Here is a 21,740-nt window from a genome sequence, read left to right as displayed (position 1 = left end):
AACAGACGGCAGGCTGTGTGTGAGTACACAGCCTGCCGTCTTTTGAATGGACGGTTATTTCAGTTCCTGTTCCGCCTTTTTCCAGACCTCTTCGTCCAGATCGGTCAGTGCCAGTGCATCGGCGAGTTCACGCACTCGTTTTACGGTGAGATAAAAATAATTCACGCCGCAGGTCAATGTCCGTTTTAAGGAACGGGCAAGGACACTGCCATGCGTTTCCAGCCCGGCGCGGTCGAATTCGGCGAGGTAGCCTTCGAGATCGTAGGGAATCTGAAAACATTCGATCTGCCATGTGCTGTTTTCCAGCGTCAGAATCGCGAAATGGGCATGGCCGCCGACTCCATCAAGCGCAAGCCCAAGGGAACCGGGATTCAGGTATGTTTTTCCGGCATATTCTCTTTGCTCCTGCTTGTGGCTGTGCCCGCCGAGCAGGATTGCGGCATCGAGATTTTCCAGATGGGACAGCAAAAGCTCCGGATGCAGACCGAAATTCCCACGGAGTTCTCCGGGCGCGCCGTGACAGAGACGAAGTGCCGGGAAGAGAGATTCGCGGCAGGTATCCGGTATGATTTCTTCCTGCGGAACAAAAACAGGAATCAGCCGGCCTGACTCATGCATTTTTCCGATCAGAACTCCGTCTGTCGGCAGCTGTTCGAAAAATTCCAGATCCTGTCCGGTAAGATTCCGAAACGTATAATCCAAAAGTCCGCTTGTCGAGGAACCTGCCTTCCAGTTCTGCGGATGCCGGAGATTTTCCAGCAGATATTCTTCCCTGTTTCCCCGCACCAGATAGCAGGGAAACTCCTCCTGCATTTCGCGAAGCACTCTCATCATCCGTTGCGGAAAAGGCCCGTCTGTTACAAAATCTCCCAGCCCGATGATACCGTCGATCTCCTGACTGCGAAGAAATGCCAGCACCTTTGCGAGCGCATAATAATTCCCGTGAAGATCACTGATTACTGCTAATTTCATGTGTCGTCCTTTCTGTGATATTGAGTCAAAAGGTGTTTTGTCCCAACATCTCTCTATATCAAAATTATAAAATGCGAGATACTGTTTCGATTTTATCAGATGGAGAGAAAGAACGCAATTTAAAAACCTGCTGACAGAAAAAGCATGTTGTGATAAGATCAAAGGCAGAGAGTTTCGAATATCTTTACTGTCGGAGGGAATGTATGATTAATCGGGAAGACATGCTGGAGCTGACGAGGAGGATGACGCCGGCGCGGACTTCGTTTGTGCGGATGGCGGGTTGCTATACGGATTCGGATGGGGAGTATGACGGCAGTTTCAACATTCATTTTCTGAAACTGTCCGGTTCGGAAAAGGCCAGGAATCTGGCGATTGCCAAGAAAATTCCGTTTGCGGAATCGAATGAGAAGCTGCGGGAATACCGTTTTCCGGAAACATCCCAGGGGCCGGGCAGTATCTGGCAGATGCTGATGGCGCTGCGGGAATGCGGACTGAAGAACGATGCGCTGTTGGAAACGTTCTATGATATCCTGATCGAAGGATTGCAGATTCACGGGGCTTATGCCATTTACATGTTTTATGACCGGTATGATATTCCTGCAAAGGCTTCCGATAAAGAGCGCCTGGGGGAATCCGAGGAGATGTTCCCCTATCTGATCTGCGCTGTCTGCCCGCTGGTTGGAGAATACGAGCCGGGAAATCCTATCTGTGGATTCCTGTTCCCTGCCTTTGTGGACCGGAGCGGAGATCTGGAACGGGTTGATATTTATGCAGAGCGTGCAGCGTGGGGCGATCGGATGGCCAGCATTCTTGGCGCGAAGGGCAGAAAATTCAGATGCGGTCTGTAAAAGAAAAAATCAAAATTGACGGATTAAACCAGGTGCTGATGTGCCTGGCAGTAAAAAAACTTCCCGGCGAACCTGCATATATCGTTCGCCAAGGGAAGTTTTTTAGATACGGGAGCAGCAGAAGTGCATATTTACTGTGCCATCCCCGCTCCATTCTGTGTAGTTGCTCCGTTTTCCTGCGGATTCTGCGTCTCATTGTCGCCGCCGCTTACCACATCGTCCACCGCGCGGCCGACATCCTCAACGCCCTCACCGACACCACGGGTCACATCTTCAGCGGCGTCGCCGACATCATCCCCAAGGGTATTTCCATCCCCGGTATTTGTACCGTTCGTACCGTTGGCATTCCCATCGGTGCCCTCCGTCACATCATTTACATTGTCGTTTGACGGCATCTCTGTCGTATTGACATCGTTTCTGTTATCCGTCTGTCCCATGTCGCTCTCCGTGTTGGTATTGCCATTTCCGGTGTCGTTCGTGGTGTTGTTTCCACAGGCCGTCATCCCGGCCAGTAATACCGCCAATGCCAGCGTCATATACACTCTTCTGATTTTTCTCATCTTCAAAATCTCCTTTCCCTAACAGTGTCTGGACAGTTGCTAGTATTTGAAAAATGCCGGAAAATATACGGAAAAAAGAGGCTTTTGGAAATCTTGACAAAGGAAGAAAAAAACACTAAAACAAAAAGTACGAAAACGGACTAAAAACGAAAACAGGATATATCGAAATGGAAGTCAATCCGGCAAACCGGCGGGAAAAAATCATCAGTCTGACTGAAACGGGAAAACAGTATGCGAGAGAGCTGGTTCTTCCGCTGTTTCAGTCCGAGGAGGAAGCTGCGGCGCAGTTTACGGAGCAGGAGATGACAGAAGCAATCCGGATGCAGGAAAAATTTGCCGACGCACTGGCAAAGAGTATGGAGGAAAAGGTATCCATAGTTCACAATCTGTCCGCTTCGTGATATGATAACAGCAGAATTCGAAAAGGAGAGAAAGAGAATGAAAGAAGAACTGAAGAAATCCCTTCGCACCTACGGCGCCCTGCTGCTGCTCGGTGTGACCGGCGTTCCGCTCGGTGCGGCAGTCGGTCTGATTGAGGCGCTGTTCTGCCGTCTGCTTTTGAAAGTCACGGCTGTTCGCGTGGCACATCTTTTCTGGTGTCTGCCGTTTCTCGCTATGGCAGGTCTTGTGATCGTGGCAGTCAATCAGAAATTCGGTGGCAGGGGAAAAGGAGGCATGAGTCTGATTTTTGATGTAGCGTATGAAGAGGAGACAGAGCTTCCGCTTCGCATGATTCCGCTGGCAATGCTCTCAACGGCGTTGACGCATCTGTTCGGTGGAAGTGCCGGCCGCGAGGGCGTTGCCGTTCAGATCGGTGCTGTGTTTTCCTATTTTGCCGGCAAAAAATTACCGTTTAAAAACGCGCCCGGTATCTTTCTGGTAACCGGTATGGCCGCCGGCTTTGCGGGCATGTTCGGAACGCCGATTGCAGCTGTGATCTTTGCGGTAGAGGTGCTCGCTGCGGGTGAAATGCGGTACGAGGCACTGCTTCCGGCGTTTACCGCATCTTTCTCTGCGAGCGCTGTAGCTTCCCTGCTTGGAATCCGCAAAGAAAATCTGGCTGTCCACATCAGCGAAAGCCTGACACCGTTCCTGCTGGTGCGTCTGATTACACTTGGTATTATTTTTGGAATCACAGGCGGCCTCTTCGCCTGGTGCTTAAAGCACACGAAAAAATATCTCGGCGAAAAAATCAAAAATCCGCTGGTGCGTGTTTTCTCCATCGGTGTTATCCTTAGCATTCTGTTCCTGCTTCTGTACCGCGGACGGTATTGCGGCTTTGGAACGAATCTGGTGGAAGCGGTATTTCATGGGGAAAAGGTATATGCATATGACTGGGCGCTGAAATTTATCCTGACAATTCTGACGCTGTCCGCCGGGTTTCAGGGCGGCGAGGTAACACCGCTGTTTACCATCGGAGCAACCCTGGGAGCAGTCCTTGGCAATCTGTTCGGTATTCCGGTGGAGCTTTCCGCGGCGCTTGGCTATGCGGCGGTTTTTGGCGGCGGAACCAACACCTTACTGGCGGCTATTTTCATTGGCGGCGAGATTTTTGGCTACGATTATCTGCCATATTTCTTTATTGTCTGCACCGCGGCCTACGTATTCAACCGCAACAGCTCGATCTATTCCCGCCAGAAACTGACGAAATACAGCTGCTGATAACAGAAACGTCACAAAGTTATCACACACCGTTACGTGTTACAGTTCACTGGTGCCCAGCGAACTGTAACATTCGCAACCCTCATTTAAAGTTTTGCTTCGCAAAAGGAGGGTTGCTCACACCTGAAACATGTTCTTACGCAGCGAAACAGCAAGTGTTTCACTGCTGGGTGAACAGGAACGGTTACGTTACGATACGGGTTGACGCGTTTCCGGGAATGAGGTTATACTAGAGGTATCATATACGAAAAAGGAGTAACGAATTATGAAAGGTATCGTACTTGCCGGAGGTTCCGGCACACGTCTTTATCCGTTAACTATGGTAACATCGAAACAGCTTCTCCCGATCTATGACAAGCCGATGATCTATTATCCGCTGTCTGTTCTTATGAATGCAGGCATCCGCGACATCCTGATCATCTCCACCCCGCAGGACACCCCGCGTTTCGAGGCACTGCTCGGTGACGGCCATCAGTTCGGTGTACAGCTTTCCTACAAGGTACAGCCAAGCCCGGACGGACTGGCACAGGCCTTCATCATCGGCGAGGAGTTCATCGGGGATGATTCCGTTGCCATGGTGCTCGGCGACAACATCTTCTTCGGACACGGTCTGAACAAACGCCTGAAAGCAGCAGTAGAAAACGCTGAGACCGGAAAAGGCGCAACCGTATTCGGCTATTATGTAGATGATCCGGAGCGTTTCGGGATCGTAGAATTTGACTCCGAGGGAAAAGCCATCTCCATCGAAGAGAAACCGGAGAAACCGAAATCAAACTATTGTGTTACAGGTCTGTACTTCTATGACAACAAAGTCGTAGAGTATGCAAAGAACCTGAAACCGTCACCGCGCGGAGAACTTGAGATCACCGACCTGAACCGGATCTATCTGGAAGACGGCAGCCTGAACGTTGAGCTTCTCGGACAGGGCTTCACCTGGCTGGATACCGGTACACATGAGAGTCTGGTAGAGGCAACCAACTTCGTAAAAACCATCGAGACCCATCAGCACCGCAAGATTGCGTGCCTCGAGGAGATCGGTTACCTGAACGGCTGGATCGGCAAAGACCAGTTTCTGACCGACATCGAGCCGCTGAAGAAAAACCAGTACGGCCAGTACCTGATGGACGTGATGAACGGAAAATATATCGACAAATAAAAGCGAACAGCGTTGAAGAAAACTGCCCCGGAAGAAAAATCCGGGGCAGTTTTTGAAAAAAAGTGCTTGACCATGACATAACGTCATCCTTTATACTCATGGTACAAACAGAAAATCAGACTGAAAAACAAGAGACAGACAAAACATAACGATAACAAAATCAGAAAAAAGGAGAACCATTATGAGAGTATTTGTAACAGGTGTAAAAGGCCAGCTCGGCCATGACGTCATGAATGAACTTGCAAAACGCGGTCATGAAGGAATCGGCGTTGATATTGAAGAAATGGATATCACCGATGCAGAAAGCGTAAGAAAAGTCATTACCGAAGCAAACCCGGATGTCGTAATCCACTGTGCAGCATGGACCGCTGTAGACCTTGCTGAGGATGATGACAAAAAAGAAAAAGTACATCAGGTCAATGCAGTCGGAACCGAGAACATCGCAAAAGTCTGCCATGACCTTGACTGCAAAATGATCTACATCTCCACCGACTACGTATTCGACGGCCAGGGTACCCGCCCGTGGGAGCCGGATGATGAGCGTCATCCGCTGAACGTATACGGCCAGACGAAATACGAGGGAGAGCTCGCGGTAGAGAAATGGGTGAAAAAATTCTACATCGTCCGCATCGCATGGGTATTCGGCGTGAACGGAAAGAACTTCATCAAGACCATGCTGAACCTTGGAAAGACACACGATCATCTGACTGTTGTAGATGATCAGGTAGGAAGCCCGACCTACACCTACGACCTGTCCCGCCTGCTTGTTGACATGGCAGAGAAAGAGAACTACGGCCGCTACCATGCAACAAACGAGGGACTCTGCTCCTGGTATGAGTTCGCCTGCGAGATTTTCAAACAGGCCGCTGAGATCGATCCGGCTTACGGAAAAGTAAGTGTATCACCGGTAAGCTCTGACCAGTACCCGGCAAAAGCAAAACGTCCGTCCAACAGCCGCATGAGCAAAGAGAAACTGACCGAGAACGGATTCGAAAAACTGCCGACCTGGCAGGATGCGCTGCACAGATATCTGCGCGAGATCGAATTCTGATAGCAAACCCCGAAAATAATGCAAAAAAGCAGTTCTGAATTTTTTTATCCTCTTCCGGCAAGAAGACACGTTCTGCGGTGGGAGATGAATTTGGTTTCTGAGATTGCTATAAACATTTCCAATAGGCGGAGCCCCAGGTAAAACGGGGGCTCCTTTTTCTTATGCCAAACCCATGCATTCAACAGGAAGAATGCCCTTTTTTCTTTTGTGAATATTGACAGAAAATGCCGTTAAAATTCTCACATCGGATCCGGGTATTTCTGTTGACATTTGAACATGCAATTGCCATTATGAAAGCAGAATCTTTACGTATCCGGCAGGGGGCAGGAACGTGAAGATGACAAAAGAAGGCATGGGGGATGAAGCAATGAAAAAGAGTCTGTTTTACCGGGCAAAAAAGATGCCGCCATCTGCGCAGATCATGCTGCTGTTTGCCGTCGAGGGTGTATTTCTGCAATATATCACATCGATTAACGGTTTCGGTCTGAATCTGTATGCGACAAACATGGGTGCAACCGACAGTCAGATCGGCATTATCCAGATGGTGCCGAACATTGTAGCGTGTGCAGCATTGCTGCCGCTTGGAATTCTGGCGGATCGTCTGAAGTCGACAAAGACGATACCGATGCTTACGCTTCTTGTGATGTGTGCCGGCTATGCATTTCTTGGAAGTGTACCGGCACTCGGCGAGAGACGTATGGAGCTGTTTTTTGTATCACTGGCATTTACTGCGGGGGCACTTGCTATTTACAATGCGCAGTGGCAGGCAATGTTCGGTGCTGCGGTTTCACTGCGGCAGCGAAACGATGTCTATGCCTTTCGGAATCAGTTCATGTTTGTGATTGGCATTCTTGCACCGGTGATCTGCGGGATTCTGATGGGAAGATGCCACACGGCCGATGGAAAACTTCTGGTACTCCGAAGCTTCTTTTATCTGTGTGCTGTCTGCGTTTTGTTGCAGGCCGCTGCAATCAAAAAAATTCCGGTGAAACAGCAGGAGGAGGGCAAAGCTCCGGCAGAAGCGGGAAATGCATCCTCACGTTTTTCTGTTTCTGACCTGCTGGAGGCGATCACAAGTGTGGGAAAAAATAAAGCATTGCGCTGGTTCTTCGTGCCGGTGGTCTTTTTCTATATCACCTGGCAGCTTGACTGGAGCATGTGGTATTTAGGACAGGTCAAATACTGTAAAATGTCGGAGATGACACTTTCCATCTGCAACGGTGTTTTCAATATCGGTCAGCTTGCGGCAGTTGGAATGATCGCGAAGGTTGTCCGGAAAAAATCGCCGGATTTTGCACTGATTTCCGCCGGGATCGGTCTTTGCTTCTGCCCGGTTATTATGATTCTGGTTCCACATTTACCGTTGGCGTACCGCGGGGTTACTTTTATTGTTCTGATGACGGTTCTGAACGCTCCACAGTGTGCCGTTGCACTCTGCACGGTACAGATTCTCTTAAATGCCGCACCGGAAAAGAACCGTTCGCTTTTGATCAGCCTCTTTACGATGATGACGACGCTGACCAACAGTGTTCTGCCGCTGCTCGGTGTCCGGTTGTATACGGCACTTGGGGCAGACCTTACGGCACTGTACCGGTTCAATCTGATAGATCTTGGGGTTCGCATTTTATCCACACTCGGGCTGGTATGGCGTTATCAGAAGGCGAAAAAAGATGGCTTTCTGACAAAGATTTCGGATTGAGACGGGCCGTAAAAGCCGAAAATAACATTTACAACAGGAACGATATCGTGTATGATAAATGTGGTTTTCTTTGCACGTATGGAAAAGAGAAGCGCAAAAAGGAGTTTAAACAATGAAATGGAATAAATTTACATTAAAAACAAGATCGGAAGTGGAAGACATTGTGATCTCCACTCTGGCCGATGTGGGAATCGAAGGCGTGGAAATTCAGGACAAACAGCCTTTGACCGAGAGCGACAAACAGCAGATGTTCGTGGATATCATGCCGGATATTCCGGATGACGACGGCATTGCCTATCTGAATTTTTACCTTGATGTAGACGAGGACAAGGAGAAGGTTCTTGCAGATGTCCGCGCGGCACTTGCAGAAATGCAGGAGTTCCTGGACCTTGGAGAGTGCACCATCACAGAGTCTGAGACAGAGGACAAGGACTGGATCAACAACTGGAAACAGTATTTCAAACAGTTCTATGTGGACGACATTCTGATCATCCCGTCCTGGGAGGAAGTAAAGCCGGAAGACCGGGATAAAATGATCATCCATATCGATCCGGGCACAGCCTTTGGAACGGGTATGCATGAGACAACACAGCTTTGCATCCGTCAGTTAAAGAAATATGTGACAAAGGATACCGAGCTGCTTGATGTCGGAACCGGAAGCGGTATTCTTTCGATTATTGCACTGAAGCTTGGTGCGCGTCATGCGGTCGGAACAGACCTCGATCCGTGTGCGGTTCCTGCGGTTGAGGAAAACAAAGAAGTCAATGGAATTCCGGTAGAAGCTTTTGATATGATGATCGGAAATATCATTGATGACAAAGAAGTACAGGACAGAGTCGGATACGAGAAATACGATATCGTTACCGCCAATATTCTTGCAGATGTTCTCGTTCCGCTGACGCCGGTAATCGTACACCAGATGAAGCCGGGCGCTGTTTATATCACATCCGGCATTCTCGATGTGAAAGAGGACGTTGTCAAAGAGGCAGTCGTTGCAGCGGGACTTGAAGTGGTTGAAGTTACACATCAGGGCGAATGGGTTTCTGTTACAGCAAGAAAACCGATGTAAATTAAGAAAAGCGAAACACCAGAAGAGAAAGAGAACAGATTCATGTACCGTTTTTTTGTAGAAGAAAGTCAGATTTATGACGGCACTGTCCACATCACGGGCAGTGACGTTAATCACATCAAAAATGTGCTCCGCATGCGGCCGGGCGAAAAAATACTGGTCAGTACCGGAGGCGAAAAGGAATATCATTGTGCCGTTTCGGATTTTCCGGAAGGGGAGGTTCTTGCCGCAGTAGAAGAAGTCACAGCAGCAGACAGAGAACTCCCGTCCGGAATTGTACTGTTTCAGGGTCTGCCAAAAGGTGACAAAATGGAACTGATCATCCAAAAAGCAGTGGAACTTGGTGCGACGGAAATTGTTCCGGTGGAGATGAAACGCTGCGTTGTGAAGCTGGACCGGAAAAAGGCGGAAAAGAAAGCAGAGCGGTGGCAGACGATCGCGCTTGGTGCGGCAAAGCAGTCCAAACGGATGCAGATTCCGACGGTACACATGCCTGTTACATTTCAGCAGGCGCTTGCAATGATAGCAGAATCAGACGTTCGCCTGATGCCGTATGAGAACGCAGAGGGGATGGAAGGAACGAGAAGAATTCTGGAATCCATTGAACCGGGTGAATCTATTGCGATCCTGATCGGACCGGAGGGCGGCATCGACGAAGCGGAAGTGGAAATGGCCATGAAGGAAAAGGTAGAGCCGATTACGCTCGGAAAGCGTATTCTGCGCACGGAAACAGCCGGAATGACCGTACTTTCCATTCTGGTGTATCTTTTAGAAGGAAGGGAACGAACAAGATAATGGAAGCATATCTGGACAATTCCGCAACCACCTGTGTTTATCAGGAAACCGCAGATCTCGTCTGTGATCTGATGGTAAATCATTATGGAAATCCGTCTGCGATGCATCAAAAAGGGGTAGAAGCAGAACAATATATCAGAACCGCCCAGGAAACGCTGGCAAAGATTCTGAAAGTCAAAGAAAAAGAAATTTTCTTTACCTCCGGTGGCACAGAGTCCGACAACTGGGCGCTCGTCGGAACAGCAATGGCAAATAAGAGAACGGGAAACCACATCATCACAAGCGCGATCGAGCACCCGGCCGTGTCGGCACCGCTGGCATTTCTGGAGGAGCAGGGGTTCCGTATTACGCGCCTGCCGGTAAATAAAGAAGGCCTTGTGGATGTGAACGAACTCGAAGAAGCGATCACGCCGGAGACGATTCTCGTTTCGATTATGTATGTCAACAATGAGATCGGTGCTGTTGAGCCAATCGGGGAGATCGGACGCAGAATCAAGGCGAAAAATCCGAAAACGTATTTTCATGTCGATGCGATCCAGGCGTTCGGCAAATACCGGATTTATCCGAAACGGATGGGCATCGACATGCTCTCCGTGAGCGGCCACAAGATCCACGGACCGAAGGGAAGCGGCTTTTTATATATTGATGAGAAAGTAAAAATCCGTCCGCTGATCTTAGGCGGCGGCCAGCAGAACGGCATGCGTTCCGGAACCGACAATGTGCCGGGCATCGCAGGCCTTGCGAAATCCGCTGAGATCGTTTACAAGCATTTTGACGAGCAGACCGCGCAGATGCGTGCCTGCAAACACCGTCTGAACGAAGGCTTACGGGAGCTGGACGATGTGGTCATCCATGGCATGCCGGAAGAAGAGGGTGCGCCGCAGATTGTCAATGCATCATTCTTAAATGTGCGCAGTGAAGTGCTGCTGCACACGCTGGAGGACCGCCAGATCTACGTTTCCGCCGGAAGCGCCTGCTCATCACACAAGAGAGCCGGAAGCCCGACGCTGACTGCCATCGGCGCATCGAAAGCCGAGATGGAGTCTGCCGTGCGGTTCAGCTTCAGCGAATTTACGACACTGGAACAGATTGATTATACCCTGGATACGCTGCGCGAGGTACTGCCGATGCTGCGCAGATTTACCAGGAAATAATAGAAAGAGGAAAATTATGATTACAATACAGCCGGAAATTGAAATCCTGAGCACCGAATCCTACGAGGATATGCTGCGCCGGATCGAGAAAATCGGAAGAGTCTGCTACAAGAGCGAGGAGCGCATTGGAGAAGGCACTGCAGAGAAATTCATCGCAGGCATCATCAAACGCGGCCATGAATCCGTCATTGAGCACGGCTCCATCACTGTAAAAGTAACGTGCGACCGCGGCGTGACCCATGAGATCGTCCGCCACCGTATCGCAAGCTACAGCCAGGAGAGCACCCGCTACTGCAACTATTCGAAAGATAAATTTGGAAACCAGATCACCTGTATCGATCTGGCAACCGGATTTTCCTATGATCTGGACGACGAGAACGACCGTAAAAAATACGAGGTATGGCAGAAAGCAATGGAAGCTGCAGAGCAGTATTACTTCCAGATGCTCGAACTCGGAGCAAAGCCGGAGGAGGCAAGAAGCATTCTTCCGAACTCCCTGAAAACCGAGATCGTCATGACCATGAACTTAAGAGAGTGGCGCCACTTTATCCGGCTTCGAAGCGCCAACGCCGCACATCCGCAGATGCGTCAGGTATCTGACCTGATCCTGAAGAAATTTTCTGAGGAATATCCTCTGTTCTTCCGCGATCTGGCTGAGAAAAAAGGAGAATAAAAAACGATGATGTACAAAGCATTTCTGGTAAAATATGCCGAGATCGGCATTAAAGGAAAGAACCGTCATCTGTTCGAGAAAGCGCTCTGCGTACAGATGGAGCACGCGCTTGCCCCGGTAGACGGAAATTTCCAGGTCACCCGTGAGATGGGACGAATCTATGTCAACACCGAAGGAGACTTTGATTACGAGGGCGCTGTCGATGCGCTGACAAGAGTTTTCGGTATCGCCGAGATCTGCCCGGTTGTCATTTTAGAGGACACCGGCTTTGAAGATCTGGCAGAGGCAGTGGTTTCCTACGTGAAAGAGCTGTACCCGACCGAGGAGAAAACCTTTAAGGTATGCGCACGCCGTGCGAACAAAAACTATCCGATGCACACAATGGAAGTCAACTGCGAGCTGGGCGGCCGCATCCTCGATGTCTGCCCGAACCTCAAAGTAGACGTTCACGAGCCGGATATCTATCTGAACGTCGAGCTGCGTCAGAAGATTTATCTGTACTGCGAGAGCATCGCAGGCCCTGGCGGTATGCCGGTCGGCACAAACGGACAGGCCATGCTGCTGCTTTCCGGCGGTATCGACAGCCCGGTTGCCGGATACATGATCGCAAAACGCGGTGTTAAGATTGATGCCGTTTACTTCCACGCTCCGCCGTACACCAGCGAGAGAGCCAAACAGAAGGTTGTGGATCTTGCAAAACTCGTTGCACGCTACAGCGGCCCGATCCGTCTGCATGTGGTCAACTTCACCGAGATCCAGCTTGCAATCTACGAAAAATGCCCGCACGACGAGCTGACCATCATCATGCGCCGTTATATGATGAAGATCGCAGAAGCGTTTGCACGTCAGGACAAATGCCTTGGCCTGATCACCGGAGAGAGTATCGGACAGGTGGCAAGCCAGACGATGCATTCCCTCGCCGTTACCAACGAAGTCTGCACCATGCCGGTCTTCCGTCCGCTGATCGGTTTCGACAAACAGGAGATCGTCGATATTTCCGAAAAAATCGGTACGTACGAGACATCCGTTCTGCCGTATGAGGACTGCTGCACGATCTTCGTTGCAAAGCATCCGGTGACAAAACCGAACCTGAATGTCATCAAATGCTCCGAGCGCCATCTGGACGATGTGATCGACGAGATGATGGAACGCGCAGTTTCTACCGCAGAGACGATCGAGGTCTGCTAAGGAAAACTTGCTTTAAAGAACAAAAAGGCCGGATCTTGTTTTGGGGGGTCTGAAAAACAAGATCCGGTCCTGATGATAAACAAAGACAAAAAAAGAGCCGCGGCGAGTGCGCGGCCCTTATGTTCTATCGTAATTATACAATGTACGGAGCAAGAACATCAAGTACGGTCTGAAGAGCATCTCCATCAGCATGGACGTTTAGGTCGATCGGTTTGGAAAGGTCGAGGCTGAAGATTCCCATGATGGATTTTGCGTCGATTACGTATCTTCCGGATACCAGATCGAAATCAAAATCGAATTTGGAAATATCGTTGACGAAAGATTTTACTTTGTCGATAGAATTAAGAGAAATCTGTACTGTTTTCATGTTTGTAATCCTCCCTGTTATTTGGTTAACATTATTTATTACCCTCATTTAACAGCTTTATCTTACCGTCTGGAGGGGAAAAAGTCAATGCGAAAACATACAAAGATAAAGTGGAATCTTCGTGATTTTTAATAATAAAGATGAAGAAGAAAGGAGTATGGCATGAAAAAAACGGTAGCTTTGCATAATCTTGGGTGTAAAGTGAACGCATATGAGCTGGAAGCCATCCAGCAGCTCCTCGAAAACAGAGGGTACGAGATCGTGCCTTTTGCACCGGGAGCGGATGTTTACATTATCAATACGTGTACCGTGACGAACATTGCGGACCGGAAATCGCGGCAGATGCTGCACAAAGCGAAAAAGATGAATCCCGATGCGGTTGTCGTGGCCTGCGGCTGTTATGTGCAGGCGGCCGGGGAAAAACTCGAAGAGGATACAGCGATTGATCTGATCATCGGAAATAATAAGAAGAAAGATCTTGTGAATATTCTGGAAAACTTTCTGGCAGAACGTGAGGATGGTGGAAAACCATCCGACGCGGAGTGTAAGAGCTTCCTCGTGGATATGACACACAACCGTGAGTACGAGACACTCTCGATCAGCAAAACGGCGGAGCACACCCGCGCATTCCTGAAAGTACAGGATGGATGCAATCAGTTCTGTACTTATTGTATTATCCCGTACGCGCGCGGCAGAGTCAGAAGCCGCCGCCAGAGTGATGTGGTAGAAGAAGTAAAACGTCTGGCAGAGGCCGGATACCAGGAAGTCGTGCTGACCGGTATCCACCTTTCCTCCTACGGACTCGATTTCCCGGAGGGCGAAAAAGAGACACTGCTCGACCTGATCCGCGCTGTTGATGCAGTGGACGGCATCAGAAGAATCCGTCTCGGATCCCTGGAGCCGGGCATCATCACCGAAGAGTTTGCAGAGGCGATCGCCGCAATGCCGAAGGTGTGCCCGCATTTCCATCTTTCGCTGCAGAGCGGAAGCAATGGAACACTGAAGCGGATGAACCGGAAATATACCGCAGAAGAATACAAACACAAATGCGATCTGCTGCGTAAGGTATATGGAAATCCGGCGCTGACGACCGATGTGATTGTCGGTTTCCCGCAGGAGAGTGAGGAGGAGTTTGAAGAGTCGCGCGCCTTTGTCGAGGACATTCATTTCTTCGAGACTCACATCTTCAAGTATTCGAGAAGAGAAGGCACCCGCGCCGCAGCGATGGCAGGCCAGATTCCGGAGCAGGAGAAGACGAAGCGCAGCCATGTTCTGCTGGAACTGGACGAGAGACGGAGACAGGAATATATGGAAGGCTTCTTCGGAAAAGAGCTGGAAGTGCTCATGGAAGAAGAAGTCGAGATCGACGGCGTCCGTTACTGGACGGGACATACGAGAGAATATCTGCGCGTTGCCGTTCTTTCGGAAGAAAATCTCATGAATCAGATGGTGCTTGTCACCCCGTCGAGAATCCATGGAAAAGACTGTCTGATGTAGGAAATGATACTGATCCGGAAGATCTGATAGAAAAAAGAGCCGGAACGAAAAAGTTCGTTGCACTTTTTGAGGGTTCGTGGTAGAATAGCCCGTGAGCCTGCAAAAAAGGCGGGCAGACGAAGAAGAAAAACAGCGGCTGGCAGAACGAACGAAGAAGTGAGGGATGTCGGCTGCTTTCGCGTCTAAAAAAAGTATAATCTGTAATTCGTAGTAATTCATAATGAAATGTTCGGCCGCAGATGCGGCAAAGGGTAAAAATCGTGATCAAAGAAGAGATTGTCAGAGAACTTTATGCAATTGCAGGGGAAGATGCGGTACAGACCGCAGAACCGATGAAAAATCATACGACCTTCCGCGTGGGCGGTCCGGCAGATTATTTCGTCGCTCCTCATACAGAAGAAGAAATCAGAAAAATCGTGGCTCTCTGCGAAGAAAAAGAGATCCCGTGGTTCGTCACCGGAAACGGCAGCAATCTCGTTGTAAGTGACGAGGGCTACCACGGTGTGATTCTTTCGGTTTACAAAAACTTTCAGGGAATCGAAGTGGAAGGAAACAGAATCCGGGCGAAAGCCGGAAGCATGCTCGTATCCATCAGCCGGGCGGCAAGAGAAGCCGGTCTTTCCGGTATGGAGTTTGCCTCCGGAATCCCTGGAACTTTAGGCGGCGGCGTCCGTATGAACGCGGGAGCATACGGCGGAGAGATGAAGGATATTGTACAGAATGTCACTGTACTCACAAGAGAAGGTGAGATCCGGAAACTGGAAAAAGAAGAGCTCGGCTTCGGCTACCGTGCCAGCGTCATCAAAGACAGAGGCTACGTCGTACTTGGAGCAGAACTTATGCTTGTTCCGGGAGATAAAGAAGAAATTCTTGCCCGTATGCAGGAATTGAAAAACAAGCGGGTAGAGAAACAGCCGCTCGAGTATCCGAGCGCCGGCAGCGCATTCAAGCGGCCGGAAGGCTATTTCGCAGGCAAGCTTGTGATGGATGCCGGACTTTCCGGCTATGCAGTCGGCGGTGCAAAAGTATCGGAAAAACACTGCGGCTTTCTGATCAATGCAGGCGGTGCAACCGCATCGGATGTGATGGAACTGATCCGTCAGATCCAGGCAAAAGTAAAAGAACAGTTTGGCGTACAGCTTGAGCCGGAAATCCAGTTCCTCGGGGAATTCTGATTTTCGTTATCCACCAAAGGAGAAAAAACATGCGTTTTGTAATTGTGACCGGCATGTCCGGTGCGGGAAAAAGTACAGCGTTGAAAATGCTGGAGGACGCGGAATATTTCTGCGTCGATAACCTTCCGATCCCGCTGGTTGAAAAATTTGCACAGCTTACCGCCGACGGTACTTCCGGAGAAATCCAGAAAGTGGCAGTCGGAATCGATATCCGAAGCGGCCAGGCGCTCCCGGACCTGCAGAATGTTCTGGAGTGGATGAGCATCAACGGAATCTGCTATGAGATCCTGTTTCTGGACGCGTCCGATGACGTGCTGGTCAAACGATACAAAGAGACGAGAAGAACGCACCCGCTGGCAGGTCTTGGACGGGTGGATGAGGGAATTAGAAAAGAGCGCAAAGCACTTGAGTTCCTGAAAAAAGATGCGGACTACATTCTCGATACGAGCCAGCTTCTCACAAGAGAGCTGAAAGCGGAGCTCGATAAGATTTTCGTGCAGGATCAGAAATTCAAAAATCTGATGATTACTGTGCTCTCATTTGGATTCAAATACGGAATCCCGGCGGATTCGGACCTTGTTTTCGATGTGCGGTTCCTGCCGAATCCCTACTACGTAGAAGGCATGCGCCCGCTCTCCGGCAACGATGCTCCGGTGCGGGATTATGTGATGGGATTTGAGACAGCGCAGGTGTTTGCGGAAAAATTAGAGGATATGATCCGTTTTCTGATTCCGAATTATATTTCCGAGGGCAAGCATCAGCTCATTATCAGCATCGGCTGCACCGGCGGAAAACACCGTTCCGTAACCCTTGCCAACGAGCTGTACCGGCGTCTTTCCAACGCGAAGGACTATGGAATCCGGATTGAGCACCGGGATCTGGAAAAAGACGCCATCCGAAAAGGAATTTAGGGGTGGAAGGATGTCATTCTCAAGCGAGGTAAAAGAGGAATTATCGAGACATCTTCCGACGGCACGCCACTGCCAGATTGCGGAAACAGCGGCGATCCTGTCACTCTGCGGACAGATTTCCGAGAAGGACGGGACGATACGGATTCAGACAGAGAATGCGTATGTGGCAAGAAAGTACTTTACTTTATTGAAAAAAACATTTAATATAGAGGCAGAGCTTGCAGTTAAGCTGAATCAGAAGGAAAATACGTATCTGATCCGCGTAAATGACAGGGAAGAAACCTGTCAGATTCTGCAGGCAGTGAAGTTACACGAGACAGACCGGCAGTTAACAATGCCAATTCCGGCTGTTGTGGTACAGCGTCAGTGCTGCAAACGGGCATTTCTGCGGGGCGCATTTTTAGCGTCCGGTTCCATCAGCGATCCCAACCGGTTTTACCATCTCGAAATTGTCTGCCCCGATGCGCCGAGAGCAGAACAGGTGCAGGAACTTCTGAAAAACTTTGGAATTGATGCACGGATCGTTCTCCGGAAAAACCACCATGTGGTTTATATGAAAGAAGGCGCACAGATTGTGGAGATGCTTGGCATCATGGAAGCCAACATCGCACTTATGAATCTGGAAAACGTGCGGATCTTAAAAGAAATGCGCGGCAGTGTCAACCGAAAGGTGAACTGTGAAACTGCCAACATCAACAAAACGGTCAGCGCGGCGATCCGCCAGATCGAAGATATCCGGTATATCGAAGAAACCACAGGCTTTTCTTCTCTGCCGGAACCGCTGGAGCAGATGGCAAGGCTCCGCTTACAATACCCGGAAGCATCGCTTCTGGAACTGGGCAAGATGTTAACGCCGGTTGTTGGTAAATCCGGAGTTAATCATAGATTAAGGAAACTAAAAGAGATTGCAGAAGATTTGCGAAGGAAACAAGGAGGAGAAGTATTATGATTAAGAAACCAATCACAATTCGTCTTTCAAGCGGCCTGGAGGCGAGACCAGTTGCCATGCTGGTACAGGTAGCGAGCCAGTACGAAAGTGAAATCTACGTCGAGAGCGGCAGAAAAAAAGTAAATGCGAAGAGCATTATGGGTATGATGACACTTGGTCTGGACAATGGCGAGGAAGTTACCGTGACCGCAAACGGAAAAGACGAGAGCGAAGCCATGGACGGCGTTGAAAAATATTTAAGCAGTCCTTCTGCTGAATAATCTTACTGCACTTATAGCATGAACATAGAGCAAAACGGCATGTCAGAAAATTTTGACATGCCGTTTTGCTATGCTTTTTTATGTGAAATCAGACGAAAATCAGACCACGTTCTTCGCGCGGAACCAGTAGGTATAGAGATAGGAAAAACCGAGCGATTCATACAGTGTGATCGCAGGCGTGTTTCCCTCGACAACCTGAAGATATGCTTTCGTTGCACCGAGCCGGATTCCCTCGGAGAGGATTGTGCGGCAGATCGAGGAAGCGTAGTGGCGGTGGCGGTACGCAGGATGCACATGGATGGCATAGACACCGACGTAATCGCGGTCGCGGATGCCAAGGCCGGTGGCAACGATCGTTCCGGTTTCATCCTGGATGGAGGTACAGATGGTTTCTTTTGGAATAGCGCGGTACATCGAAGGAACGACCATGCGGTGCATCACGTTCGTCGTGCTCTTTAAAGCAAAGAGGCTGTCAATCCATTTCGGCGGGATAAAGCTGCTGACGGTCACGGCAACGGCAGGATCCTTTTTGGCAAAGTTCGCCAGATCCATTGTCATGACGTGCGTCGTGTGCTGGACTACATAGCCGCGGTCGGCGAGCATTGCATCAAAGCCGGGATTGACAAGCGGACTGATCTTGAAAATTGCCGGTGTACCCCAGCGACGGTAGATCTCCTCACAGTACTGCACTTTTTCCTCCACCGGAATCGTGGACGGCCCGATCTGTTCGACGCTGTTGGTCCGGTGTGTATAAAAATAAGAAAAACGAAGAATCCATCCGTCGTACAGCTCGATCTGGTGAGACGGCCATGCGTTCAGGGAAAGATCTTCGATGGTTTTGATCAGTGTATTCATATGAAAGTATTCCCCCTTTGGTTATGCATATAGTATAGAAGAAACAGGACAGATCTTCAAGAAAAAATCGAAAAATTCGACACGCGGAACCGGGCGGCCGGGACACGATGCGTAACGTTTTCTTGCATAATCGAAGAAAAGGGGTTATAATAGGGGGCAAAGACTGAGAATACAAGGAGAATTGAATATGTCAAAATTACTGAAGGTAATTGTGAATACGCTGCTTCTGCTTGCAATCCTGTCAGCAGGCGCACTGGTGATTCCGCCGTTTGCCGGCATCACGACACTTGTCTCAGACGGGATGGGAAATACCAACATTTCCCGCGGCGCTGTTACGTACGCAAAGAAGACAGATACGTCATCGGTTGCGACGGGAGACAAAATCCTGGTTGATGACAATTCCGGAAAGTATATCTATACGATACAGTCCCTCGACATCGCTGCCGGAACCGCATCCGTAAAAAATGTGATCAGTGGAGACACAACGGAAATTACCGTGAGAGCAACCGTGAGCAAAGTGATCATCACGATTCCGGTGATCGGCTTTCTGTCGATGGCGGCGCAGAGCAGAGAGGGAATCATGATCATCGGACTTGCCATTCTGTTTCTGGTCATTCTGTTCATCCTTTCCGAGGTATGGAAACGTGATGAAGAAGAGGATGAGGAAGAAGAGGAAGAAGACGAAGACGAGGACGATGAGAAAGCGTCCGAAGAGCTTCGCAGCAGAAAGAAAGCTGCTCTGGAAGAAAAAAAGAAACGGGAAGAACAGGAAATGATCGAACAGTTGAGAGCAGCCGACCAGAAAACGGCAGAAGAAGAGAAACAGGACGAATTTGAAATTCCGGATCTGGAAGAAGAAGAAACGGAGCAGGTGTCCTTTCATACCGTCGATCTGCAGAACCTTGTAAGAGGAGAAGAAACCGAAGAAATTCCGGAAGCCGTGGAAGAAACGGAAATCGTCGAAGAAGCTGCCGCAGAAGAAACAGCGGAAGAAGTGACAGAAGAAACCGAAGAAACGGAATCAGCAGAGCCGGAAACTGTGGAAGAAATCGAAGAGTTTGAAGAAACCATCGAAGAGCCGGAAGAAGAGCCGGAACCGGAACCGTCCGAACCGATCGAACTTGCCATGCCGGTTTACACGGCGGAAGAACTCCTCCAGAAGGCCCACGCAGCCGGAGATGACCCGAAAGTCATTGAAGATCCTGCAACCGGCATCACAATCTTAGATTATTCCGACATTCTGTAACTATTCAGAGCCATGCGAACGAAAAGAACGCAAATCATGCTTGCATGAATGGACGTTCTTTTCTTTTTGTTCATATGGCAAGAAGCCACATCGAGATGCATCGCAGCGGAATCGAGATGGGGCTCTGAATAGTTGGAAAACGTCAAAAAAGAGAGAGATATAGGAAAAGTGCACAACACGGCACCCCTGTATTTCTCTTTTTGCATAAAAACGGATAAATCGAAAAAAATAAAAAAAAACCTTGATTTTTCGCGTGCTTTCTTGTATACTAACAACTGTTGTGACATTGATAGCGTTGAAGCGCGAGGTTGCCGCTGAGAAACAGCGGGTTTTCCGTGGAGCGAATGTCAAGTTAAAGAAACTGGCGACAAGTCACTGTACCCACAATTAAGTCCACCTGTAAGAGTGGAAACGACCGTGTGCAAACATCAGGACACACACGGGTAAGTGTACAGTCACCGCTTGTCGTACTCGTAAAAGTGCGAAAAGGAGGCGACTTTTTTTATGGCAAGTCAAGTAATGAGAATTACACTGAAAGCGTATGATCATCAGTTAGTAGATGCATCTGCACAGAAAATTATCGAAACTGTAAAGAAGAACGGAGCAACGGTGAGCGGACCAGTACCGCTTCCAACGAAGAAAGAGGTAGTAACTATCCTTCGTGCCGTTCATAAGTACAAAGATTCCCGTGAGCAGTTCGAGCAGAGAACCCACAAGAGACTGATTGATATCATCGCACCTACCCAGAAAACAGTGGATGCATTATCAAGACTGGAAATGCCGGCTGGTGTTTACATCGACATCAAGATGAAAAACAAATAAGATCAGCTGCAAAAAGTCCGGGATCAGCCCCCGGCCATCAATTAAGTAAGCAATAGATGATATAGAAGCAACACTCATTCGAAGGAATCAACATCCCTAAGGGTCATAGTGTTCCACTTATATCAACTGTTCGCTAGAATGAACTTCTTTATAATAGGAAGTTCCGCTGTAGATAAAACAGGAGGTAAAAGGAATGAAGAAAGCAATTTTAGCTACAAAAGTCGGAATGACTCAGATCTTCGACGAAAACGGTGTTTTAGTACCGGTAACTGTATTGCAGGCAGGTCCGTGTGTTGTAACACAGGTGAAAACCGCAGACAACGACGGGTACAGTGCAATTCAGGTAGGCTTCGGCGAGAAGAAAGAAAACCGTGTGAACAAACCAATGAAAGGCCAGTTCGCAAAAGCAGGTGTTTCCTGCAAGAGATATCTGAAAGAGTTCAGATTTGAAGATGCTGAAACCTATACATTAGGACAGGAAATCAAGGCCGATATCTTTGGCGCAGGCGACAAAATCGACGCTACTGCAACAAGCAAAGGTAAAGGATTCCAGGGTGCCATCAAGAGACATGGTCAGTCCAGAGGACCTATGGCTCATGGTTCCAAATATCATCGTCACGCAGGTTCCAATGGTGCTTGCTCCGATCCGAGTAAGGTATTCAAAGGAAAAAGAATGCCAGGACAGATGGGCGGAAAGAAAATCACCGTACAGAACCTGGAAATCGTAAAAGTTGACGTAGAGAACAATTTACTGTTAGTCAAAGGTGCTGTACCAGGACCGAAGAAATCCATGGTTACCATCAAAGAGACAGTAAAATGCGGTAAATAAGT

The 21,740-nt window shown here is 49.1% G+C and carries 23 protein-coding genes; 19 read left to right on the top strand and 4 right to left on the bottom strand.

What is annotated here, in order from left to right; all coding sequences use genetic code 11:
- Positions 1-54: 54 nt before the first annotated feature.
- Positions 55-972, bottom strand: coding sequence for a metallophosphoesterase family protein (locus DW743_RS10280; protein ID WP_117761429.1), 918 nt, complete (start codon positions 970-972; stop codon positions 55-57).
- Between the two features lie 203 nt (positions 973-1,175).
- Here DW743_RS10280 and DW743_RS10275 point away from each other — a divergent pair, with 203 nt between their 5' ends.
- Complete coding sequence (locus DW743_RS10275; RefSeq protein ID WP_117761428.1) at positions 1,176-1,820, top strand: DUF4317 family protein; 645 nt, start codon at positions 1,176-1,178, stop codon at positions 1,818-1,820.
- Positions 1,821-1,951: 131 nt separating this feature from the next.
- Here DW743_RS10275 and DW743_RS10270 read toward each other — a convergent pair whose 3' ends face one another.
- Positions 1,952-2,380, bottom strand: coding sequence for a hypothetical protein (locus DW743_RS10270; RefSeq protein ID WP_117761427.1), 429 nt, complete (start codon positions 2,378-2,380; stop codon positions 1,952-1,954).
- Positions 2,381-2,547: 167 nt separating this feature from the next.
- On the opposite strand from DW743_RS10270, the gene DW743_RS10265 reads away from it, so the two are divergent.
- The 10 genes from DW743_RS10265 (at position 2,548) to thiI (ending at position 12,827) form a co-directional block, all read left to right on the top strand.
- Positions 2,548-2,781, top strand: coding sequence for a MarR family transcriptional regulator (locus tag DW743_RS10265; protein ID WP_022461854.1), 234 nt, complete (start codon positions 2,548-2,550; stop codon positions 2,779-2,781).
- Positions 2,782-2,818: 37 nt separating this feature from the next.
- Complete coding sequence (locus DW743_RS10260) at positions 2,819-4,042, top strand: chloride channel protein (protein WP_055227751.1); 1,224 nt, start codon at positions 2,819-2,821, stop codon at positions 4,040-4,042.
- Positions 4,043-4,307: 265 nt separating this feature from the next.
- Positions 4,308-5,198 carry a glucose-1-phosphate thymidylyltransferase RfbA gene (rfbA, locus tag DW743_RS10255; RefSeq protein ID WP_117761426.1) on the top strand — a complete coding sequence of 297 codons (891 nt, stop codon included), beginning with the start codon at positions 4,308-4,310 and terminating at the stop codon, positions 5,196-5,198.
- 181 nt (positions 5,199-5,379) lie between these two features.
- Positions 5,380-6,249 (top strand): dTDP-4-dehydrorhamnose reductase, encoded by an 870-nt coding sequence (rfbD, locus tag DW743_RS10250; protein ID WP_022461851.1) that lies wholly within the window; start codon positions 5,380-5,382, stop codon positions 6,247-6,249.
- A 337-nt stretch (positions 6,250-6,586) separates the two neighbouring features.
- Positions 6,587-7,948 (top strand): MFS transporter, encoded by a 1,362-nt coding sequence (locus DW743_RS10245; RefSeq protein WP_117761425.1) that lies wholly within the window; start codon positions 6,587-6,589, stop codon positions 7,946-7,948.
- 112 nt (positions 7,949-8,060) lie between these two features.
- Positions 8,061-9,017, top strand: a complete 957-nt coding sequence (gene prmA, locus DW743_RS10240; RefSeq protein WP_117761424.1) for a 50S ribosomal protein L11 methyltransferase — start codon at positions 8,061-8,063, stop codon at positions 9,015-9,017.
- 42 nt (positions 9,018-9,059) lie between these two features.
- Positions 9,060-9,812 carry a 16S rRNA (uracil(1498)-N(3))-methyltransferase gene (locus tag DW743_RS10235; RefSeq protein ID WP_117761423.1) on the top strand — a complete coding sequence of 251 codons (753 nt, stop codon included), beginning with the start codon at positions 9,060-9,062 and terminating at the stop codon, positions 9,810-9,812.
- Positions 9,812-10,966, top strand: coding sequence for a cysteine desulfurase family protein (locus tag DW743_RS10230; RefSeq protein ID WP_117761422.1), 1,155 nt, complete (start codon positions 9,812-9,814; stop codon positions 10,964-10,966). Before DW743_RS10235 ends, DW743_RS10230 begins: the two co-directional genes overlap by 1 nt.
- A 16-nt stretch (positions 10,967-10,982) precedes the next feature.
- Positions 10,983-11,639, top strand: coding sequence for an FAD-dependent thymidylate synthase (thyX, locus tag DW743_RS10225; RefSeq protein ID WP_022461846.1), 657 nt, complete (start codon positions 10,983-10,985; stop codon positions 11,637-11,639).
- A gap of 9 nt (positions 11,640-11,648) precedes the next feature.
- The gene (gene thiI, locus DW743_RS10220; protein ID WP_082424694.1) at positions 11,649-12,827 is read left to right on the top strand and encodes a tRNA uracil 4-sulfurtransferase ThiI; all 1,179 of its coding nucleotides are present in this window, start codon (positions 11,649-11,651) and stop codon (positions 12,825-12,827) included.
- 133 nt (positions 12,828-12,960) lie between these two features.
- Here thiI and DW743_RS10215 read toward each other — a convergent pair whose 3' ends face one another.
- Positions 12,961-13,194 (bottom strand): HPr family phosphocarrier protein, encoded by a 234-nt coding sequence (locus DW743_RS10215; RefSeq protein ID WP_022461844.1) that lies wholly within the window; start codon positions 13,192-13,194, stop codon positions 12,961-12,963.
- Between the two features lie 162 nt (positions 13,195-13,356).
- Here DW743_RS10215 and mtaB point away from each other — a divergent pair, with 162 nt between their 5' ends.
- The 5 genes from mtaB (at position 13,357) to DW743_RS10190 (ending at position 17,986) form a co-directional block, all read left to right on the top strand.
- Positions 13,357-14,691, top strand: a complete 1,335-nt coding sequence (gene mtaB, locus DW743_RS10210) for a tRNA (N(6)-L-threonylcarbamoyladenosine(37)-C(2))-methylthiotransferase MtaB (protein WP_117761421.1) — start codon at positions 13,357-13,359, stop codon at positions 14,689-14,691.
- 263 nt (positions 14,692-14,954) lie between these two features.
- Positions 14,955-15,866, top strand: a complete 912-nt coding sequence (gene murB / locus DW743_RS10205; protein ID WP_416388107.1) for a UDP-N-acetylmuramate dehydrogenase — start codon at positions 14,955-14,957, stop codon at positions 15,864-15,866.
- Between the two features lie 29 nt (positions 15,867-15,895).
- Complete coding sequence (rapZ, locus tag DW743_RS10200) at positions 15,896-16,777, top strand: RNase adapter RapZ (protein ID WP_022461841.1); 882 nt, start codon at positions 15,896-15,898, stop codon at positions 16,775-16,777.
- A gap of 10 nt (positions 16,778-16,787) precedes the next feature.
- Positions 16,788-17,726, top strand: coding sequence for a DNA-binding protein WhiA (whiA, locus tag DW743_RS10195; protein WP_117761419.1), 939 nt, complete (start codon positions 16,788-16,790; stop codon positions 17,724-17,726).
- Complete coding sequence (locus DW743_RS10190; protein WP_055227733.1) at positions 17,723-17,986, top strand: HPr family phosphocarrier protein; 264 nt, start codon at positions 17,723-17,725, stop codon at positions 17,984-17,986. Before whiA ends, DW743_RS10190 begins: the two co-directional genes overlap by 4 nt.
- A gap of 99 nt (positions 17,987-18,085) precedes the next feature.
- Here the strand turns inward: DW743_RS10190 and DW743_RS10185 are convergent, their stop codons facing one another.
- The gene (locus DW743_RS10185; protein WP_055220765.1) at positions 18,086-18,841 is read right to left on the bottom strand and encodes a GNAT family N-acetyltransferase; all 756 of its coding nucleotides are present in this window, start codon (positions 18,839-18,841) and stop codon (positions 18,086-18,088) included.
- 187 nt (positions 18,842-19,028) lie between these two features.
- Here DW743_RS10185 and DW743_RS10180 point away from each other — a divergent pair, with 187 nt between their 5' ends.
- The 3 genes from DW743_RS10180 to rplC all read left to right on the top strand — a co-directional run bounded on the left by DW743_RS10180 (position 19,029) and on the right by rplC (position 21,738).
- Positions 19,029-20,087: a hypothetical protein gene (locus tag DW743_RS10180; RefSeq protein ID WP_117761418.1), complete on the top strand. Its 1,059-nt coding sequence runs from the start codon at positions 19,029-19,031 to the stop codon at positions 20,085-20,087.
- A gap of 504 nt (positions 20,088-20,591) precedes the next feature.
- Entirely contained in the window at positions 20,592-20,909 is a 318-nt protein-coding gene (gene rpsJ / locus DW743_RS10175; RefSeq protein ID WP_117510469.1) for a 30S ribosomal protein S10, read from the top strand.
- Positions 20,910-21,102: 193 nt separating this feature from the next.
- Positions 21,103-21,738, top strand: a complete 636-nt coding sequence (rplC, locus tag DW743_RS10170; protein WP_022461666.1) for a 50S ribosomal protein L3 — start codon at positions 21,103-21,105, stop codon at positions 21,736-21,738.
- The last annotated feature ends 2 nt before the right edge of the window (positions 21,739-21,740 follow it).

It is taken from the genome of Blautia sp. AM28-27, assembly GCF_003480905.1.
Lineage (GTDB): Bacteria > Bacillota > Clostridia > Lachnospirales > Lachnospiraceae > Fusicatenibacter > Fusicatenibacter saccharivorans.
The sequence above is the reverse complement of the archived record's forward strand: the minus strand, read 5'-3'. Positions and strand labels throughout refer to the sequence as shown.

Coding starts and splice junctions, on each gene's coding strand:
- DW743_RS10280 (WP_117761429.1), bottom strand. CDS start 972: ATGAAATTAGCAGTAATCAGTGATCTTCACGGGAATTATTATGCGCTC.
- DW743_RS10275 (WP_117761428.1), top strand. CDS start 1,176: ATGATTAATCGGGAAGACATGCTGGAGCTGACGAGGAGGATGACGCCG.
- DW743_RS10270 (WP_117761427.1), bottom strand. CDS start 2,380: ATGAGAAAAATCAGAAGAGTGTATATGACGCTGGCATTGGCGGTATTA.
- DW743_RS10265 (WP_022461854.1), top strand. CDS start 2,548: ATGGAAGTCAATCCGGCAAACCGGCGGGAAAAAATCATCAGTCTGACT.
- DW743_RS10260 (WP_055227751.1), top strand. CDS start 2,819: ATGAAAGAAGAACTGAAGAAATCCCTTCGCACCTACGGCGCCCTGCTG.
- rfbA (WP_117761426.1), top strand. CDS start 4,308: ATGAAAGGTATCGTACTTGCCGGAGGTTCCGGCACACGTCTTTATCCG.
- rfbD (WP_022461851.1), top strand. CDS start 5,380: ATGAGAGTATTTGTAACAGGTGTAAAAGGCCAGCTCGGCCATGACGTC.
- DW743_RS10245 (WP_117761425.1), top strand. CDS start 6,587: ATGACAAAAGAAGGCATGGGGGATGAAGCAATGAAAAAGAGTCTGTTT.
- prmA (WP_117761424.1), top strand. CDS start 8,061: ATGAAATGGAATAAATTTACATTAAAAACAAGATCGGAAGTGGAAGAC.
- DW743_RS10235 (WP_117761423.1), top strand. CDS start 9,060: ATGTACCGTTTTTTTGTAGAAGAAAGTCAGATTTATGACGGCACTGTC.
- DW743_RS10230 (WP_117761422.1), top strand. CDS start 9,812: ATGGAAGCATATCTGGACAATTCCGCAACCACCTGTGTTTATCAGGAA.
- thyX (WP_022461846.1), top strand. CDS start 10,983: ATGATTACAATACAGCCGGAAATTGAAATCCTGAGCACCGAATCCTAC.
- thiI (WP_082424694.1), top strand. CDS start 11,649: ATGTACAAAGCATTTCTGGTAAAATATGCCGAGATCGGCATTAAAGGA.
- DW743_RS10215 (WP_022461844.1), bottom strand. CDS start 13,194: ATGAAAACAGTACAGATTTCTCTTAATTCTATCGACAAAGTAAAATCT.
- mtaB (WP_117761421.1), top strand. CDS start 13,357: ATGAAAAAAACGGTAGCTTTGCATAATCTTGGGTGTAAAGTGAACGCA.
- rapZ (WP_022461841.1), top strand. CDS start 15,896: ATGCGTTTTGTAATTGTGACCGGCATGTCCGGTGCGGGAAAAAGTACA.
- whiA (WP_117761419.1), top strand. CDS start 16,788: ATGTCATTCTCAAGCGAGGTAAAAGAGGAATTATCGAGACATCTTCCG.
- DW743_RS10190 (WP_055227733.1), top strand. CDS start 17,723: ATGATTAAGAAACCAATCACAATTCGTCTTTCAAGCGGCCTGGAGGCG.
- DW743_RS10185 (WP_055220765.1), bottom strand. CDS start 18,841: ATGAATACACTGATCAAAACCATCGAAGATCTTTCCCTGAACGCATGG.
- DW743_RS10180 (WP_117761418.1), top strand. CDS start 19,029: ATGTCAAAATTACTGAAGGTAATTGTGAATACGCTGCTTCTGCTTGCA.
- rpsJ (WP_117510469.1), top strand. CDS start 20,592: ATGGCAAGTCAAGTAATGAGAATTACACTGAAAGCGTATGATCATCAG.
- rplC (WP_022461666.1), top strand. CDS start 21,103: ATGAAGAAAGCAATTTTAGCTACAAAAGTCGGAATGACTCAGATCTTC.